This is a genomic window from Rhodanobacter glycinis, from assembly GCF_900114325.1.
GTDB classification, from domain to species: domain Bacteria; phylum Pseudomonadota; class Gammaproteobacteria; order Xanthomonadales; family Rhodanobacteraceae; genus Rhodanobacter_A; species Rhodanobacter_A glycinis.
Genome location: NZ_FOSR01000010.1, coordinates 110,228 through 126,432 on the forward strand (window position 1 = coordinate 110,228; position 16,205 = coordinate 126,432).

Consider the following 16,205-nt stretch of genomic DNA (forward strand, 5'->3'; position numbering starts at 1 on the left):
GTGGTCGGCACGGTGACGGGTGCGACCTCGCAGATTCCGGTGGTGGGTCCGGTGGTAGGTCAGGTCACGGGTGCCCTTGGCTCGGTGACTTCCGGCCAGAACGATCTCGGCACGACGCTCGGTCATGTGGTGGGCGGCGTGGTCAACAACGGCGCGAAGTTGCCGCTGCTTGGCGATACCGTGGCCAGCGTCGGTCAGGCGCTGAAGACGGTGACTTCGGGTGGCGACCTCGGTAGCGGCCTGCAAGGCCAGTTGGGCCAGGTGGTCGGTGGCGTGGTGAATTCGCTGGCACAGCAGCCGGGCGTTGGTCCGGTGGTGGCCAAGGTGGGTCAGACCCTGCAGGAGACGACTGCGCAGATCGGCAACGGCAGCGGCGGAAATGGCGGCCTTGGCGGCGGTCTCACGGGTGTCGTGGGCAAGGTTGTGGGTGGCGTGGTGGGTGCCACGTCGAAGGTTCCGGTGGTGGGTCCGGTGGTGGGCCAGGTCGGCGGTGCATTGGCATCGGCGACATCGGGCGGTGGTGATCTCACCGGCACGCTTGGTCACGTGGTGGGTACGGTTGCCGGTGCCACGTCGAAGGTTCCGGTGGTCGGCCCGGTGGTGGGGCAGGTCGCTGGCGCGCTGGGATCGGCGACATCGGGCGGCGGTGATCTCACCGGTACGCTTGGCAGTGTGGTCGGTACCGTGACGGGTGCTGCTGCACAGGTTCCGGTGGTCGGTCCGGTGGTGGCGCAGGTGGGTGATGCGCTGACTTCGGTGACCTCGGGCAGTGGCGACGCCACGGGCCTGCTTGGCAACGTGGTGGGTACGGTGACGGATGCCACTTCGCAGGTTCCGGTGGTGGGCCCGGTGGTGTCGCAACTGGGTGGCGCACTGGGTTCGGTAACCTCGGGTAGTGGTGGCCTGTTGCCGATGACTTCATCCGGCGCCGCGCCGATCAGCAGTGCCGCGATGGCACCCAACAATGTGGCCATGGCCTCGGCTTCGCCGGCGGCCGTCCCGGTGGTGCCGCCGCCGAGTGCGACGCCCACGGGCCTGATCATCGGCAACGGTGGCGTGGTCGGTACGGCAACGCAGCTGCTCGGTTCCACCGAGAGCTCGATATTCAACAATTCGAACCCGAGCGGCTACATCACCAATGGCAGCCTGAAGGTGAGCAATGCCAACTTCAGCCAGGGTTATTCGACGCTGAACCTGCTCGGCCTGCCGGTGGTGAATTCCACGCCGGTAGGCACCGTGTTGACCACGGTGGGTGGTACCACGCTGGGTGGCACGGGCAGCAACTCGCACCTCACCCTGATCGGTGGCGTGACTTCCGGCAACTACATTTCCAATATCAACAATGGCGCGGCGGGCGGTCTGCTTGGCCTGGTGTTGCCGAAGAATGCCCCTGCATGGGCTTCCACCTGCCTCAACGTGCTCGGCGTGCTGAAGGAATCGTGCTGGGCGGTGAATGCGGCGCAGGACAACCAGGTGCTGGTAGGCGATGGCGCCTCGGCCAACGGTTCGGAAGAGGTCGTGATCGGCACCAATGCCAGCCATACGCTGCCCACGGTGGATGCCAGCCAGGCGTTCCCGGGCAATGGCACCAACGATCCGAACAATCCCACCGGCGTGCCGACGGCGGACTATGCCGCACGCCTGGGCCACTCGGTGGTGATCGGCGATGGCGCCTCGGGTACCGCCAACGCGCAGACCATCATCGGCGCGGGAGCCACTTCCAGCGTGGCGAACAGCGTGGCGCTTGGCTTCAATTCGAATGCCTCGCGCGGCGAGCAGATGAACTACACCGCCTACGGGCTGGCGGCACCGCAGACTTCGGTCGGCGAGGTGTCGATCGGTTCACCGGGCGCGGAACGCCAGATCACCAACGTGGCGGCCGGCAGTGCCGATACCGACGCGGTGAACGTGGCGCAGTTGAAGGGCGTGGCAGCCACGGCCGACAACTCGGTGCAGTACGACAGCACCAGTCATACGCTGGTGACCCTGGCCGGTCCGGCCAGCACCGATGGCGGCGTTACCGGCGGCACCACCATCACCAACCTGCATCAGGGTGCCTTGAGCGCCACCAGCACCGACGCGGTGAATGGCAGCCAGCTGTTCGCCACCAACGCGTCGCTGGTGAAGTACATGGGCGGCACCACCCACTTCGATCCGACCACGAACACCTGGACGGCACCGACGTTCTCGATCACCTCGGTGGCGATTGATGGCAGCACCACCAAGGGCAGCTACAACAATGTGACGGATGCGTTTGCCGCGGTCGACAACTCGGTGAACACGATCAACGACCGGATCAAGAACATCAACGACGTTGGCAGCAAGTATTTCCAGGCCAACTCCTCGGGGCCTGCCGCGAACGCCAAGGGTACCGACAGCGTGGCCGTCGGACCGTCTTCCGTGGCTTCCGGCGCCAGCAGCATGGCGATGGGCAACGGCGCCACGGCCAGTTCGGCCAACGCGGTGGCGATCGGCACCGGTGCGGTGGCGCAGAACGGCAGCGCCGTATCGATCGGCAACGGCAACACCGCCGATGGCGACGGTGCGGTGGCGATGGGCGATCCGAACACGGCCACGGGCCAGGGTGCGGTCGCACTGGGTTACAACAACGCGGCCACTGGCCAAGGTGCGATTGCGATGGGTTCGACTTCCATCGCCAATGGCGCCAGCGCCATTGCATTGGGCGACAGCGCGAACGCTTCCGCCGCCAACGCGATGGCCTTCGGTGCGGGTGCCACGGCCAGCATGGCCAACAGCATTGCGCTGGGTGCCGGCTCCTCCGCCGTGATTGGTGCGCTGAGTGCTTACACGGCCTACGGGCTGACCGCACCGCAGACGTCGGCGGGCGAAGTGAACGTGGGCAACCGCCAGATTACCGGCGTGGCCGCCGGCTCGGCCGCCAGCGATGCGGTGAACGTGGCCCAGCTGGAGGCGGTGGACAACAAGGCCAACAGCACCGACAAGCTGGCGGTGAAGTATGACGCCGATACCAGCGGTGATCCGACCAACACGATCACGCTGACCGGCAACGGCACGGGTTCGCAAGTGCTCATCACCAACCTGGCCGCGGGTGCGGAAAGTGCCACCAGCACCGATGCCGTGAATGGCTCGCAGCTGTGGCACTGGACCCAGGACACCACCAACCAGTACAGCAACCTCAGCCTGTACAACGATATCCAGAACATCCATCCCGGCACGGGCAGCGTGAAGTACTTCAACGTGAACTCCACCGGTCCCGACTCCAAGGCCACCGGCAGCGACAGCATCGCGATCGGGCCCTCCGCCACGTCCGGTGGCAAGGACAGCGTGGCGATGGGCAACGGTGCGAATGCCTCGGCCGACAACTCGGTGGCGATCGGTGCCGGCTCGGTGGCCGACCGCGCCAACACGGTCTCGGTGGGCAGTGCCGGCAACGAGCGGCAGGTCACCAACGTGGCGGCGGGTACGGCGAAGACTGATGCAGTGAACGTGGGCCAGCTGGATTCGGCGATCAGCACCACCACCAAGGGCAACGTGCGTTACGACACCAACACCGACGGCAGCATCAACTACGGCAGCGTGACCCTGGGCAACGGCGGTACCGGTGACACCACCGTCCACAACGTGGCGGCAGGTACTGCGCCCACCGATGCGGCGAACGTGGGCCAGGTGCAGCAGGCGATGGATTGGTCGAAGACCTACACCGACCAGCGGTTTGACCAGATCAATGGCCAGATCCAGAAGGTGGGGCATCGCGCCGATGCCGGCGTGGCTGCCGCGATGGCTACCGCGGGTCTGCCGCAGGCTTACGAGCCGGGTCGGAGCATGGCGGCGATCGCCGCCGGCTCGTTCCGCGGCGAATCCAGTATCGCCGTCGGCGTTTCCACCATTTCGGAAGGTGGGCGCTGGGTCTACAAGCTGGCCGGTTCGGCCGACACGCGTGGCGACGCGGGTGTCTCGATCGGTGCGGGCATGCAGTGGTAAGGCCGCACGATGTACCGACATATCGATTCCAGGACAACGATCAAGGGGGTGTCATCATGCGCAAGGTGAATCAGTACAAATGGGCGGTGTGGCCGGCGTTGCTCGCCGGGGCCATGCTCGCGGCAGGTTGCAGCACGACGGGCAGCAAGGCGTCCGACAATGCCCAGGGCGTCTCGTTTCCCAATCCGTCGCATTCCTCGGTGCCGGAAGGGCTGTTCGTCAACCTGGAGAACCTGCGCAAGGTTTCTCCGGGCATGACGAAGAAGCAGCTCTACGCATTGATCGGCCACCCGCGTTTCGACGAGGGCGTGATCGGCGTGCGCAAGTGGAACTACATCTTCAACTTCCGCAAGTCCGACGGCAGTGGCGACTACTTCAGCTGCCAGTACCAGATCATCTTCAACAAGCAGGATCTGGCTGAGCAGTTCTACTGGAAGCCGGAGGCGTGCAAGGCCGTGCTGGAAATGCACCATGCGGCACCCAAGCCCGCACCGGTGGTGATGCCGGCCCAACCGATCCGACTGTCGTCGGATGCCATGTTCGGTTTCGACAGCGCGAAGCTGACGGATCAGGGGCATCAGCAGCTTGATGCCCTGCTGCAACAGGTGCGTTCGGCCAGTGCGGTGGAGAACATCGATGTGGTGGGTTACACCGACCGCATCGGCAGCGACAGCTACAACATGAAGCTGTCGAAGAAGCGTGCCGAGGCTGTGCGTGATTACCTGGTGCAGGGCGGTGTGCCCGCGGATGCGATCCAGGTGGAAGGGCGTGGCAAGGCGGATCCGGTAGTGCAGTGTCCGAAACAGGCGCGGGCGAAACTGATCGCGTGCCTGGCACCGAACCGCCGGGTGGAATTGTCCGGTATTGCCAAACCGGCGCACTGATCGATAGCGGTTGAATCTGCCCTGATCGGCACCGTGGGCGACACAAGGACCAAGCAATTCGTGTCGTACGCGTCGCGCTCCACCCCCTGTAGCCACGCTCCCACGGTGCCGATCAGGGCAGATTCACCGCAGGACTCGTCCATGCTTCCACGGCGTACCAGGCCAAACCAGCCTTCCGCGTGACATACGAGTGAATAGTTGCAGGAATTTCGTGGGGGAATCGTGAACGGGTGTTCAGTTTGCACCCTGTGAGGGCGGCACGCAGGAGCGGCTTCAGTCGCGATGCCTTTGTTTCGATGTCCGAAAAGCAAAGGCATCGCCCGCGAGCCGGCTCCTGCAAACCGCTTCTGCCTGGGCTTGCCGTTGCTCAGTCCCAGCGATTGAGGTGAGGGCCGAACGCGGCGCGCTGCTTGCGAACCACGCAGAAGCGATGGCCGGTCGGCGCCTCCATTACCCACCAGCGATGACGAACGAAGGCGATGCGTTTTGCGCCGAGGGCTTCCAGTCGGCTGGCTTCGGCATCGATGTCGTCGGTTTCGATGTCCAGGTGCACGCGGCTTTCGTGATCCACTTTCTGCAGCAGGATGATCGGTTCGTCGTCGTCGGTTTTCAGTTCGGCGTAGCGACCGTCGCCATCCTGGTCGAGCGTGATGACGTCCTTGCCCAGCGCGGCGCTCCAGAAGCGTACGCCTTTGACGAGATCATCCACTTGGCTGTCGAGAACAAGAGCGCAGAGTCGGCTGTGATGCATGGGATTTTCTACCCGGGGAAGCTGGCCGTGATTCTCGCGCTGTCGCCGTGAAGGAACATGCAGTGTGGCCGCCCGCACCAGGGTGGCTATCACTGTAGGAGCGCACCCTGTGCGCGATGCTCTGGCAGCGACAGGGATCAACAGCCATCGCGCACAGGGTGCGCTCCTGCGACAGGAAGGACGCGGGCGGGGCAAACGAAAACGGGGCGCCCGATGGCGCCCCGTTTCGTGTGCGATGACGAGCGGTTGGCTCAGTTCGGCATCGACAAGTCGTCCAGCAACGCCTTGAGGAAGCGCGCGGCTTCGCCGCCGGTGGCGGCGCGATGGTCGAAGGTCAGGCTGATCGGCATGCGGCGATGCACTTCGATGCCACCCATCACCGCCACCACGTCGTGGCTGAGCTTGCCGGCGCCGATGATGGCGACGGTCGGCGGCACCACCACGGGCGTGGCGTAGCGACCGGCGAACATGCCGAAGTTGCTCAGGCTGATGGTGTAGCCGGACAGTTCCGAGGCCGGAATCGTGCGGTCTTCTACCTGCGTGCGCAGGCGCTTGATCGCGGCGCGGATGCCGGCGGCATCGAGCACGTCGGCGTTGCGCAGCGCCGGCACGAACAGGCCGTCGTCGGTGTCCACGGCGATGCCGATGTCGACCTGCGGATGCATCGTGCGGCTGAGGTTCTTGCCGTCGAACCACGCGTTCAGCGCCGGCACTGCCTTGCAGGCGGCGACGATGGCGCGGATCAGGCGCGCGGTGATGTCCTGCTTGCCGATCCAGGCGTGCAGATCGGCGTCGTCGACCAGGGTGGTCGGCACGACCTGGGCGTGGGCATCGGCCATCACGCGGGCCATGTTGCGACGCACGCCCTTGAGCTGCTCCGGCTGGCCGCTGGCGGTGACCGACGGCGGCGCGGTGCGCACGGGCTTGCCGGCCAGCGAGACCGGGCTGCGCTGCGGCTCGGGCTGCGGCAGTTCCGGCGCCAGGTGGCGACCGGCCGAGGCGGGCACGGCACGGGCCGGGGCGGCGCCCAGCACGGCACTGCCATTGGCGGCGGCGTCCTTCACGTCCTTCATGGTGACCACGCCGTCGGCGCCGCTGGGGCGCACGCGGGCGAGGTCGACCTTGAGCTTCTTCGCCATGGCACGCACGGCGGGCACGGCCTTGACGCCGCCCACGCTGGCGGCCTGTTCGACGTGCACGGTGTTGCCGCTGACCATCGCGCCGACCACGGTGCCTTCGTCTTCGCGCACGGCGGTGGTGGCGGGCTCCGGGGCTGGTGCCGGTGCGGCAGCTTCGGTCTTCTTCGGGCCGTGGTGGTGGCCGGTGGATTCGGCCTCGGCACGCTGCTTCGCGTTCGGGTCCAGTTCGAATTCGGCCAGCGCGGCGCCGGTTTCGATCACGTCGCCGGTGGCGCCGTGCAGTTTCTTCACCGTGCCGGAGTAGGGCGAGGGCACGTCGACCACCGCCTTGGCGGTTTCCATCGACACCAGCGGGGCGTCGAGCTTGATGGTGTCGCCTTCCTTCACATGCCATTCGACGACGGTGGCGTCGGGCAGGCCTTCGCCGAGGTCGGGCAGGTGGAATGTCTTGATATCAGCCATGAGCGGATTTCCAGGTATGAGTTTTCCGATTTGCTCCCTCCCCTGCTGGCAGGGGAGGGTTGGGGCGGGGTGCTCTTGGGTTACGGACGTCAGATCAAGAGCTTTACCCCCTCCCGACCTCCCCCTGCACGCAGGGGGAGGAGCCAAGAGCGTCAGCTTGCTGCCAGCGTGCGCTTCGCCGCGTCGACGATGCGCTCCACGCTGGGCAGGTACTTCATTTCCAGGCGGAACAGCGGAATGTGCGTGTCGGGGCCGGTGACGCGCTCGACCGGGGCGAGCAGGTCGTAGAGGCATTCCTCGGCGATGCGGGCGGCGATCTCGGCGCCGAAGCCGGCGGTCTTGGGTGCCTCGTGCACGATCACGCAGCGGCCGGTCTTCTGCACAGACTCGGCGATGGTGTCGAAGTCCAGCGGGGTGAGCGTGGCGACGTCGATCACTTCGGCGCTGATGCCCTGCTTGGCCAGTTCGTCGGCGGCTTCCAGCGATTCCTTCACCTGCGCGCCCCAGGTCACCAGGGTCACGTCGGTGCCGTCGCGCAGCACGAAGCACACGTCCAGCGGCAGCGCCTCGCCGTCGTCCGGCACTTCTTCCTTGTACTGGCGGTAGATGCGCTTGGGCTCGAAGAAGATCACCGGGTCCGGATCGCGGATCGCGGCCAGCAGCAGGCCGTAGGCGCGCGCCGGCGAGGACGGCAGCACCACGCGCAGGCCGGGGATGTTGGTGAACAGGTGTTCGTTCGCCTCGGAGTGATGCTCCGGTGCGCGGATGCCGCCGCCCCACGGGGCGCGCCACACGGCCGGCACGGTCAGGCGACCGCGGGTGCGATTGCGCATGCGTGCGGCGTGGCAGGCGATCTGTTCCATCATCGGATAGATGAAGCCCTCGAACTGGGCTTCGGCGACGGGCTTCATGCCTTGCACAGCCAGGCCGACGGTGAGGCCGGCGATGGTGGTTTCGTCCAGCGGCGTGTCGATGACACGCAACTCGCCGTACTTTTCCTGCAAGCCCTGGGTGGCGCGGAACACGCCGCCGTTGACGCCGACGTCCTCGCCCAGCACCACGACGCTGTCGTCGTGCTTCATTTCGTAGGCGAGCGCCTGGGTGACCGCTTCGATGAGAGTGATTTGTGCCATGGCTTAGTGGGCCTTCTGGTCGAGCGAAAGAACGTAGTCGCGCTGTTTGGCGAGATCGGCGGGGACTTCGGCGAAGGTGTAATCGAACATCGCCGTGACCGGCTGCGTCTTCGTCTCGAGGTAGGCATTCACCTCGTTGTCCATCCACTCGTCGCACTCGGCCTTCCAGGCCTCTTCCTTCGCGTCGTCCCACACTTTCTTGGCCACCAGCCAGTTGCGCAGGCGCTTCATCGGCTCGCGTTCCCAACCGTCCTTCACTTCCTGCTCGCCGCGGTAGCGGCGCGCATCGTCGGCGGTGGTGTGGTCGCCGAGGCGGTAGGTCACCGCCTCGATCACGCTGCCGCCCTCGCCGTTGCGAGCGCGCTCCAGCGCGTCTTCCATCGCCTTGCGCACGGCGATGATGTCGTTGCCGTCGACCTGGATGCAGAACAGCCCGGCCGCAATGCCCTTCTGCGCCAGCGTGGGTGCGCCGGACTGGATCTTGCGCGGCACCGAGATCGCCCACTGGTTGTTGACGATCACTGCCACCAGCGGCAGGTTCTGCGCGCCGGCGACGTTGATGGCGCCGTAGAAATCGCCCTTGGACGAGCCGCCGTCGCCGATGGTGCACACGGCCACGCGCTTCTCGCCGCGGATCTTGAACGCCATCGCGGAGCCGGCGGCATGCAGGCACTGCGTGGCGATCGGCACCGACCAGGCGAAGTCGTGGCGGGCCGGTTCCTTCTGGTAATCGTTGCCGCGCTCGTCGCCGCCCCAGTACATGTAGACCTCGCGCGGCTGCACGCCGCGGTACAACTGGGCGCCGTACTCGCGGTAGCTGACCGCCAGCACGTCTTCGGGCTTCATGGCGCTGCCGATGCCGACATGCGCGGCCTCGTGGCCGAGGCAGCTGGCATAGGTGCCCAGCTTGCCGGTACGCTGCAAGGCGATCGACTTGGCGTCGAACACCCGCGTCGACAACATCAGCTTGTACAGCTCGACCATGTGGTCGAGATCCTTGGCGAAGGCGGGCAGATCCTTGCGGACTTCCTTGCCTTCGGCATCGAGATACTGCAGGTATTCGATTTCAAACTTGGCGGCGATGGACACGACTCGCTCCCGGTGGACTGAGGGGGTAGGGGCGGGAAGCGGCGGCCCATCCAGTGGGGCCAGACACGCAAAAATCCCTTGAAAAGACGGCAATTGATAGCAGGGGCACATGCTGCGCTGCAAGGTATGGTGCAGCATGCGGGGGCGTACGGCCCGAGCCCGGACTGGCGTTACCATGAACGTCTTTGGGGACTTGCGGATCACCATGACGGACAACCAGCGCGACCTTGAGGCGGGTATCGAACGCAGCCTCGACGGGCGCATGACCTATGCCGGCTATCTGCACCTGGACACCTTGCTGTCCGCGCAGAAGCCGTTGAGCCAGCCGCCGTACCACGACGAAATGCTGTTCATCGTGCAGCACCACGTGGCCGAACTGTGGCTGAAGCTGTTGATCCACGAGTTGCGCGCGGCCATGGCGTTCCTGCGCGACGACCGCGCCAATCCGGCCCTGAAGGTGCTGGCGCGGGTGAAGCAGATCCAGCGCCAGCTGTTCGAGCAGTGGGCGGTATTGGAGACGATGACGCCGCACGAATACCTGGCGTTCCGCGATGCGCTGGGGCCGTCGTCGGGCTTCCAGTCGGTGCAATACCGCACGGTGGAATTCATGCTCGGCAACAAGAACACCGACATGCTGCCGGTGTTCGCGCATGACCCGGTGGCGCAGGCGGGGCTGCGCGCCACGCTGGAAGCGCCGGGCATGTATGACGAGGCGTTGCACTGGCTGGCGCGGCGCGGACATGCGGTGCCGGCGGACCTGCTGCAGCGTGATGTCACGCAGCCATGGCAATTCCGCGACGATTTGCTGCCGGTGTTCAAGCGCATCTACGAGGCGCCGGAATCGTTCTGGGCGGAATTCCATCTGTGCGAGACGCTGGTGGATATCGAGGAGAGTTTCCAGCTGTGGCGTTTCCGCCACATGAAGGCGGTGGAGCGGATCATCGGACACCGCCGCGGCACCGGCGGTTCCTCCGGCGTGGGTTTCCTGAAGAAAGCGCTGGACCTGACCTTCTTCCCGGAATTGCTGGATGTGCGCACCGTGCTTGGCACGGCGTGAACTTTTGCTGCTGCGGGCGATCCCATGCACGAGCGCCCGTGTCCCTGCCCCGTAGGAGCGCACCCTGTGCGCGAATGCTCTTGGCCGGGCCTCGCGAAAAGCCTTTCGCGCACAGGGTGCGCTCCTGCCGGGGCTTCATGAAGGGTCCGGCGAAAAAACGTGAACAGGCTCCGAGAACCGCAGAGCCACGGGGAAAGCACGCATGAACCAGGCGCAAGCCGTTGCATCACCGAGCCAGCTCGGTGCCAATCGCTGGGGACATCCACGCCAGTTGTGGATGCTGCTCGGGGTCACCGTCTGGTTCAATTTTGCCTTTTACGGATTCCGCGCCTTTCTGGCGCCGTACATTGCGCAGCATTTCTATGCCGGCCTTGGCGCGGCCGCCGCGCAGCGACAAGCGGACCTGCTGGGCAGCGGCTTTCTCGCGCTGTTGTACGCCACGCCGATTGTCGGTGGTTATGTGGCGGACAAGGTCCTCGGCGAGACGCGGGCGTTGGCGATGTCATTCTGGTTGGCGGTGCTGGCGCTGTTGCTGATGGCCTCGCCGACGCTGTTCGGATTCGAGCTTGGCATGGCGTTGTGCGCGCTGGCGATCGGCCTGAGCATTCCGCTGACCGTGCTGATCGGGCGCAATTACGCCACCGACGACGCGCGCCGCGATGGCGGTTACACGCTGTATTACCTGGCCATCAACGTGGGCTCGTTCATCGCGCCCATCGTTTGCGCGTCATGGATCGGGCGCCACTACGGTTACCGCTGGGGCTTCGTTGCCGCGGCGGCGGGCATGGCGCTGAGCGCAATCTGGTTCCAGTGGCGCAAGCACAAGCTGGACCCGGTGCTGCCCAAGGGCGATCACCTGCACGGGCCGATGGCCAGCGTGTGGGTACTGCTGGGGGTTGCCGTGCTGGTGTATCCCACCGCGCTGTTGCTCGGTTACCCCGAAGTGTTGCGCGGGGCGATGTACGTGCTGATGGGGCTGCTGGTGCTGTATTTCGTGGTCAGCTGCGTGCGCCGGCGCGATCGCGTGCAGACCCAGCGCTACCTGGCGCTGCTGGTGCTGTTCGTGGGACTGGTGGTGTTCTGGGCGTTGAGCCTGCAGGGCGTCACCTCGCTCAACTTCCTGGCGCGCGACTACGTGGATGCGCCGTGGGATTTCAGCTGGTTCCAATCGGCCAATCCGCTGTTCATCCTGATCTTCGCGCCGTTCCTGGCGATGCTGTGGCCGTGGCTGGAGCGGCGCGGTCGCGATCCGTCGACGCCACGCAAGTTCGGCATCGGCATCTTGCTGGTGGCGTTGAGCTACGGCGTACTGGTGTATGCCATCGATCACCTGCAGGGTGCGGACGGCCACATCGGCTGGTGGACGCTGGTGCTGTGCTACCTGCTGCAGACGCTGGGCGAGCTGGCGCTGTCGCCGATCGGGTACGCGCTGGTCGGTCAGCTGGCGGCGCCGGAGGAGTCCTCGCTGGCGATGGGTGGCTGGTTCTTCGGCGTGGCCATTGCCTACCAGCTGGCCGGCTGGATCGCCACGCTGACCACGCACGCATCGGCGACCGGCGCATCGGGCGGGATTGTCGAGTACGCCAGGGTCTACGGCCACGTATTCGTCTGGGGCCTGGGCGTGGCGGTGGTGTTCCTGCTGGCGGCGCCACTGGTGCGCAAGCTGATGCATGGCGTCCACTGAAAAACGGGAAGTGAGTGGAGAGGAGTGAGGAGTGAGAGAAGGCCAAAGCCCGCAATATGCGACGTCCTGACTCTCTCTCACTCCTCACTCCCCTCCACTCACTCCTTGCTCTTGTGCTACATGTTGCGCCTTGCGAAACATCCGAAGGGGATCGCGTGAACGACACCACGACTGCTGGCAACGCACCAGCCTATCCGCAACTGCTCGGCCACCCGCGTCCGTTGTGGATGCTGTTCATGACCGAGTTCTGGGAGCGCTTCGCGTTCTACAGCGTGAGCTGGGCGCTGGCGCTGTACATCGTGGCGCAGTTCTATCACGGCGATGCGTCGGGGCAGGCGTGGGCCAGCGCGATCTTCGGTTCGTATACCGCGCTGATCTACGGCACCGGCATCTTCGGCGGCTGGGTGGCGGACAAGCTGATCGGCTACCAGCGCACCATCCTGCTCGGTGCGGCGGTGATGGCAGCGGGCCTGTTTGCGCTGGCGGTGCCGACCAAGCCGGTGCTGCTGCTGGGGCTGGCGCTGGTGATCGTGGGCGATGGCCTGTTCAAACCGAACATTTCCTCGATGGTGGGCCAGCTTTACGCGCGCGGCGATGATCGCCGCGATCGCGGCTTCACCCTGTTCTACATGGGCATCAATGCCGGTGCGCTGGTGGCGCCGCTGCTGACCGGCTGGATGGCGGCGGAATTCACCGGCACCTCGATGCAGCAGAACTACAAGCTGGTGTTCCTGGCGGCGGGCGTGGGCATGCTGCTCAGCCTGTTCTGGTTCTGGTTCGGCCGGCGCCAGTTGGGTGCGGTGGGACGACCGGCGCCGGGGCAGGCCAGCCGCTGGCGCGTGCTGTGGGTGGCGATCGGTTCGCTCGTGGCGGTGCCGCTGGTGTATCTGCTGCTGGCCAAGGTTGGTGCGAGCGGGCTGCAGTGGTTGCTGGGGCTGCTGTTCGTCGGCGTGTCCGCCATGCTGATTGCCGAGGCGCTGCGCGACGGGCGGGTGCAGGTGCATCGCGTGCTGGCGATGCTGATCATCTTCGCTTTCAACGTGCTGTTCTGGATGTTCTATTACCAGCTCGGCACCACCTTCAATTTCCTTGCCGAAAACCTGGTGGATCGCACGATGTTCGGCGGCTGGGTGTTCCCGGTGGGCTGGTTCCAGTCGGTCAGTCCGCTGGCGATCATCGTGCTGGCGCCGGTGGTGGCGCTGACGTGGGGCTGGCTAGGCAAGCGGCACTGCGAACCGTCGATCCCGCGCAAGTTCGGCCTCGGCCTGATCTTCAACGCGGTGGGTTTCGCGATCCTGGTGTATGCGCTGTCGCGCCTGCTCGGCGCCAGCGGGTTGATCCCGTTCTGGCCGCTGGTGATGTGCTACGTGATGCAGACGGTGGGCGAGCTGTGCCTGTCGCCGATCGGCCTGTCGATGGTGACCAAGCTGGCGCCGCCGAAACTGGTGGGCGTGGCGATGGGCGGCTGGTTCCTGTCGCTGGCGGTGGGCGGCAACCTGTCCGGCCTGTTCGCCAGCCGCATCACCGGCGCGCACGGGCTGACCGCGTCGGCGGCATTGTCCGGCTTCACCTTCAGCTTCTGGGTGCTGGCCGGCTCGGGCGTGTTGCTGCTGCTGATCGCGCCGCTGGTGAACCGCTTGATGCACGGGGTGAAGTAAGCCTCCGGTTCACGCCGGTTTCCGGCGTGAACCCTTGGAGCGTGGACGCTTATGTTTCGACCAGGGAAGCATCGGGTGCGTTGGCCATCACGGAGGCAATGCCGTTGTCGCGGGATCGCTCGCTTTCGTACATCTCGCTGCTGCCGATCACTTGGTGATTGGCAGCCTTCAGGTTGAAGTGGAACTTGCCGTTGACGGACGTCTTCTTCTCGAAGCGGGAGGCATCGGCCGCGTTCTTGCGCACCGACTCGATGCCGTTCTGCGCACCGCCCTTGTCGCGGTAGCCTTCGCTCTTGAGGATGATCTCGCCGTTGCCGGCCTTGAGGTTGAAGTAGATCTCGCCGTTCTTGCCGGTGAACAGGGTGAATTTGCCACTCATCGCGTTGCTCTCCTGGGGTTGGCTTGGGTCAGGGTTCAGCGTCATTCGCACAGCGGCAATTGCCTTGCAGGAATGACGGGCGGGGGCATGGAACGAATCATCGTTCGTGAAACCTGGACTCACGAGCGTGATTTTTTTGACAAACGCGTGCGTGGCCGGTCCCGTCGAGGTGTCGGGCGGGATGTCGTACACTGGCTTTTTACTTGCGCAACGCAGCATGCAGACTCGAGTCCTTACCGGCATCACCACCACCGGCACGCCCCATCTGGGCAACTACGTGGGCGCGATCCGTCCGGCGGTGGCGGCCAGCCGCCGCGCCGATGTCGACGCGTTCTACTTCATGGCCGACTACCACGCGCTGATCAAGAGCGACAATCCCGAGCGCATCGAGCGTTCGCGGCTGGAGATCGCGGCGACGTGGCTGGCTGCCGGGCTCGATCCGGGTCGGGTGACGTTCTACCGCCAGTCGGACATCCCCGAGATTCCCGAGCTCACCTGGTTCCTCACCTGCGTCACCGCCAAGGGCCTGCTCAATCGCGCGCATGCGTACAAGGCGTCGGTGGACAAGAACACGGAGGCTGGCGAGGACTCCGATGCCGGGGTCACTGCGGGGCTCTACATGTACCCGGTGCTGATGGCGGCCGACATCCTCGCGTTCAATGCGCACAAGGTGCCGGTGGGGCGCGACCAGATCCAGCATATCGAGATGGCACGCGATATCGCGCAGCGCTTCAACCACATCTACGGGCGCGAATTCTTCGTGCTGCCCGAAGTGCAGATCGAGGAGCAGGTGGCCACCTTGCCGGGGCTGGACGGTCGCAAGATGTCCAAGAGCTACGACAACACCATTCCGCTGTTCGCCGGTGGCGCCAAGCATTTGCGCGAGACGATCATGCGCATCGTCACCGATTCGCGCGCACCCGGCGAGCCGAAGAATCCGGATGATTCCGCGCTGTTCACCATTTACCAGGCCTTCGCCAGCGCCGACGAAACCGCTGCGTTTCGCCAGTCGCTGCTTGATGGCATCGGTTGGGGCGAGGCCAAGCAGCGGCTGTTCGAACGCATCGAAACCGATGTGGCACCGATGCGCGAGCAGTACGAAGCATTGATCGCCAAGCCGGCCGCGATCGAGGACATCCTGCATGAAGGCGCGCAAAAGGCGCGTGCCACCGCGACGCCGTTGCTGGCCGAATTGCGCGAGGCGATCGGCCTGCGTTCGATGGCGCGCATCCAGCCGTCGCAGAAGGCAGCCAAGGCCACGCCGGCGAAAGACAGCAAGCCGCGCTTCGCCAGTTTCCGCGACGATGAAGGCCAATTCCGCTTCCGCCTGTTCGCAACGGATGGCGAAGAATTGCTGCTGTCGGCGCCGTTTGCCGACCCCAAGGCCGCCGGCATGCTGCAGAAGCGCCTGCGCACGCTCGGTGGCGCGGCCGCCGAGCTGGCTGCGGACGCGCAGGGCGCCCACCTGAGCCTGGATGGCAACGTGGTGGCCAGCACGCCGGCGCAGGCCGATGCGGCAGCGCGCGACGCGCTGTTGCAGCGCTTGCGTGACACGCTGGACCAGCTCGCCGCGCAAGATTGACGCGGGCGCACGACGGAGTCGCCGCATGCGCTATCTCGCCCTGATGTTGCTGGCCCCGGTGCTGCTGATTTTTGCGTGGTTGTACTGGTGCTATCCGAAAAACCTGCGGCGCACCTGGCCGCGTCGGCTGTTCGACATCATCGTGCTGCTGCTCGCGGCGGTGCTGGGCGTGCACATGGCCACGCTCGGTTTCGAAGCCGTGCCGGTAGCGGAGTTGAACGAATTCGGACGCGTCAGCGGCGGCATCTGGAAGCAGGTGTTGCCGGCGCTGTACGGCTACGGTGCCTTCAGCGCCGTGCTGGCGCTGGGATTGCTCGGGCGCTTCGCGCTGTTCCGCCGGTAGTGACATCACCACAACCTCGGGCAGGAGCGGCTTCAGCCGCGATGCTTCTGACACGGGTGGTGAAAAGGCATCGCGGCTGAA

At 65.5% G+C, this 16,205-nt stretch carries 12 protein-coding genes; 7 read left to right on the forward strand and 5 right to left on the reverse strand.

Annotated features, from left to right (window positions below; genetic code table 11):
* Complete coding sequence (locus tag BMY90_RS12035) at positions 1-3,963, forward strand: YadA family autotransporter adhesin (protein WP_425438661.1); 3,963 nt, start codon at positions 1-3, stop codon at positions 3,961-3,963.
* A gap of 56 nt (positions 3,964-4,019) precedes the next feature.
* Positions 4,020-4,847, forward strand: coding sequence for an OmpA family protein (locus BMY90_RS12040; protein ID WP_092704211.1), 828 nt, complete (start codon positions 4,020-4,022; stop codon positions 4,845-4,847).
* A gap of 367 nt (positions 4,848-5,214) precedes the next feature.
* Here the strand turns inward: BMY90_RS12040 and BMY90_RS12045 are convergent, their stop codons facing one another.
* From BMY90_RS12045 to pdhA, 4 genes are all read right to left on the reverse strand, one after another.
* Positions 5,215-5,598, reverse strand: a complete 384-nt coding sequence (locus tag BMY90_RS12045) for a VOC family protein (RefSeq protein ID WP_092704213.1) — start codon at positions 5,596-5,598, stop codon at positions 5,215-5,217.
* A 251-nt stretch (positions 5,599-5,849) separates the two neighbouring features.
* A complete protein-coding gene (locus BMY90_RS12050) occupies positions 5,850-7,199 on the reverse strand; it encodes a dihydrolipoamide acetyltransferase family protein (RefSeq protein WP_092704215.1) in 1,350 nt (449 codons plus the stop codon).
* Between the two features lie 152 nt (positions 7,200-7,351).
* The gene (locus BMY90_RS12055; RefSeq protein ID WP_008208801.1) at positions 7,352-8,332 is read right to left on the reverse strand and encodes an alpha-ketoacid dehydrogenase subunit beta; all 981 of its coding nucleotides are present in this window, start codon (positions 8,330-8,332) and stop codon (positions 7,352-7,354) included.
* A gap of 3 nt (positions 8,333-8,335) precedes the next feature.
* Positions 8,336-9,421, reverse strand: a complete 1,086-nt coding sequence (pdhA, locus tag BMY90_RS12060; protein ID WP_092704217.1) for a pyruvate dehydrogenase (acetyl-transferring) E1 component subunit alpha — start codon at positions 9,419-9,421, stop codon at positions 8,336-8,338.
* Positions 9,422-9,626: 205 nt separating this feature from the next.
* Here pdhA and BMY90_RS12065 point away from each other — a divergent pair, with 205 nt between their 5' ends.
* The 3 genes from BMY90_RS12065 (at position 9,627) to BMY90_RS12075 (ending at position 13,820) form a co-directional block, all read left to right on the forward strand.
* Positions 9,627-10,478 carry a tryptophan 2,3-dioxygenase gene (locus tag BMY90_RS12065; RefSeq protein ID WP_092704288.1) on the forward strand — a complete coding sequence of 284 codons (852 nt, stop codon included), beginning with the start codon at positions 9,627-9,629 and terminating at the stop codon, positions 10,476-10,478.
* Positions 10,479-10,680: 202 nt separating this feature from the next.
* Positions 10,681-12,162: a peptide MFS transporter gene (locus BMY90_RS12070; protein ID WP_092704219.1), complete on the forward strand. Its 1,482-nt coding sequence runs from the start codon at positions 10,681-10,683 to the stop codon at positions 12,160-12,162.
* Between the two features lie 155 nt (positions 12,163-12,317).
* Entirely contained in the window at positions 12,318-13,820 is a 1,503-nt protein-coding gene (locus tag BMY90_RS12075) for a peptide MFS transporter (protein ID WP_092704221.1), read from the forward strand.
* A gap of 49 nt (positions 13,821-13,869) precedes the next feature.
* Here the strand turns inward: BMY90_RS12075 and BMY90_RS12080 are convergent, their stop codons facing one another.
* Positions 13,870-14,199, reverse strand: a complete 330-nt coding sequence (locus BMY90_RS12080) for a YegP family protein (protein WP_008208814.1) — start codon at positions 14,197-14,199, stop codon at positions 13,870-13,872.
* 217 nt (positions 14,200-14,416) lie between these two features.
* Here BMY90_RS12080 and BMY90_RS12085 point away from each other — a divergent pair, with 217 nt between their 5' ends.
* Together BMY90_RS12085 and BMY90_RS12090 are read left to right on the forward strand one after the other, a co-directional pair.
* A complete protein-coding gene (locus tag BMY90_RS12085) occupies positions 14,417-15,781 on the forward strand; it encodes a tryptophan--tRNA ligase (protein ID WP_092704223.1) in 1,365 nt (454 codons plus the stop codon).
* Between the two features lie 25 nt (positions 15,782-15,806).
* Positions 15,807-16,124: a hypothetical protein gene (locus BMY90_RS12090; protein ID WP_008213426.1), complete on the forward strand. Its 318-nt coding sequence runs from the start codon at positions 15,807-15,809 to the stop codon at positions 16,122-16,124.
* Positions 16,125-16,205 lie beyond the last annotated feature (81 nt).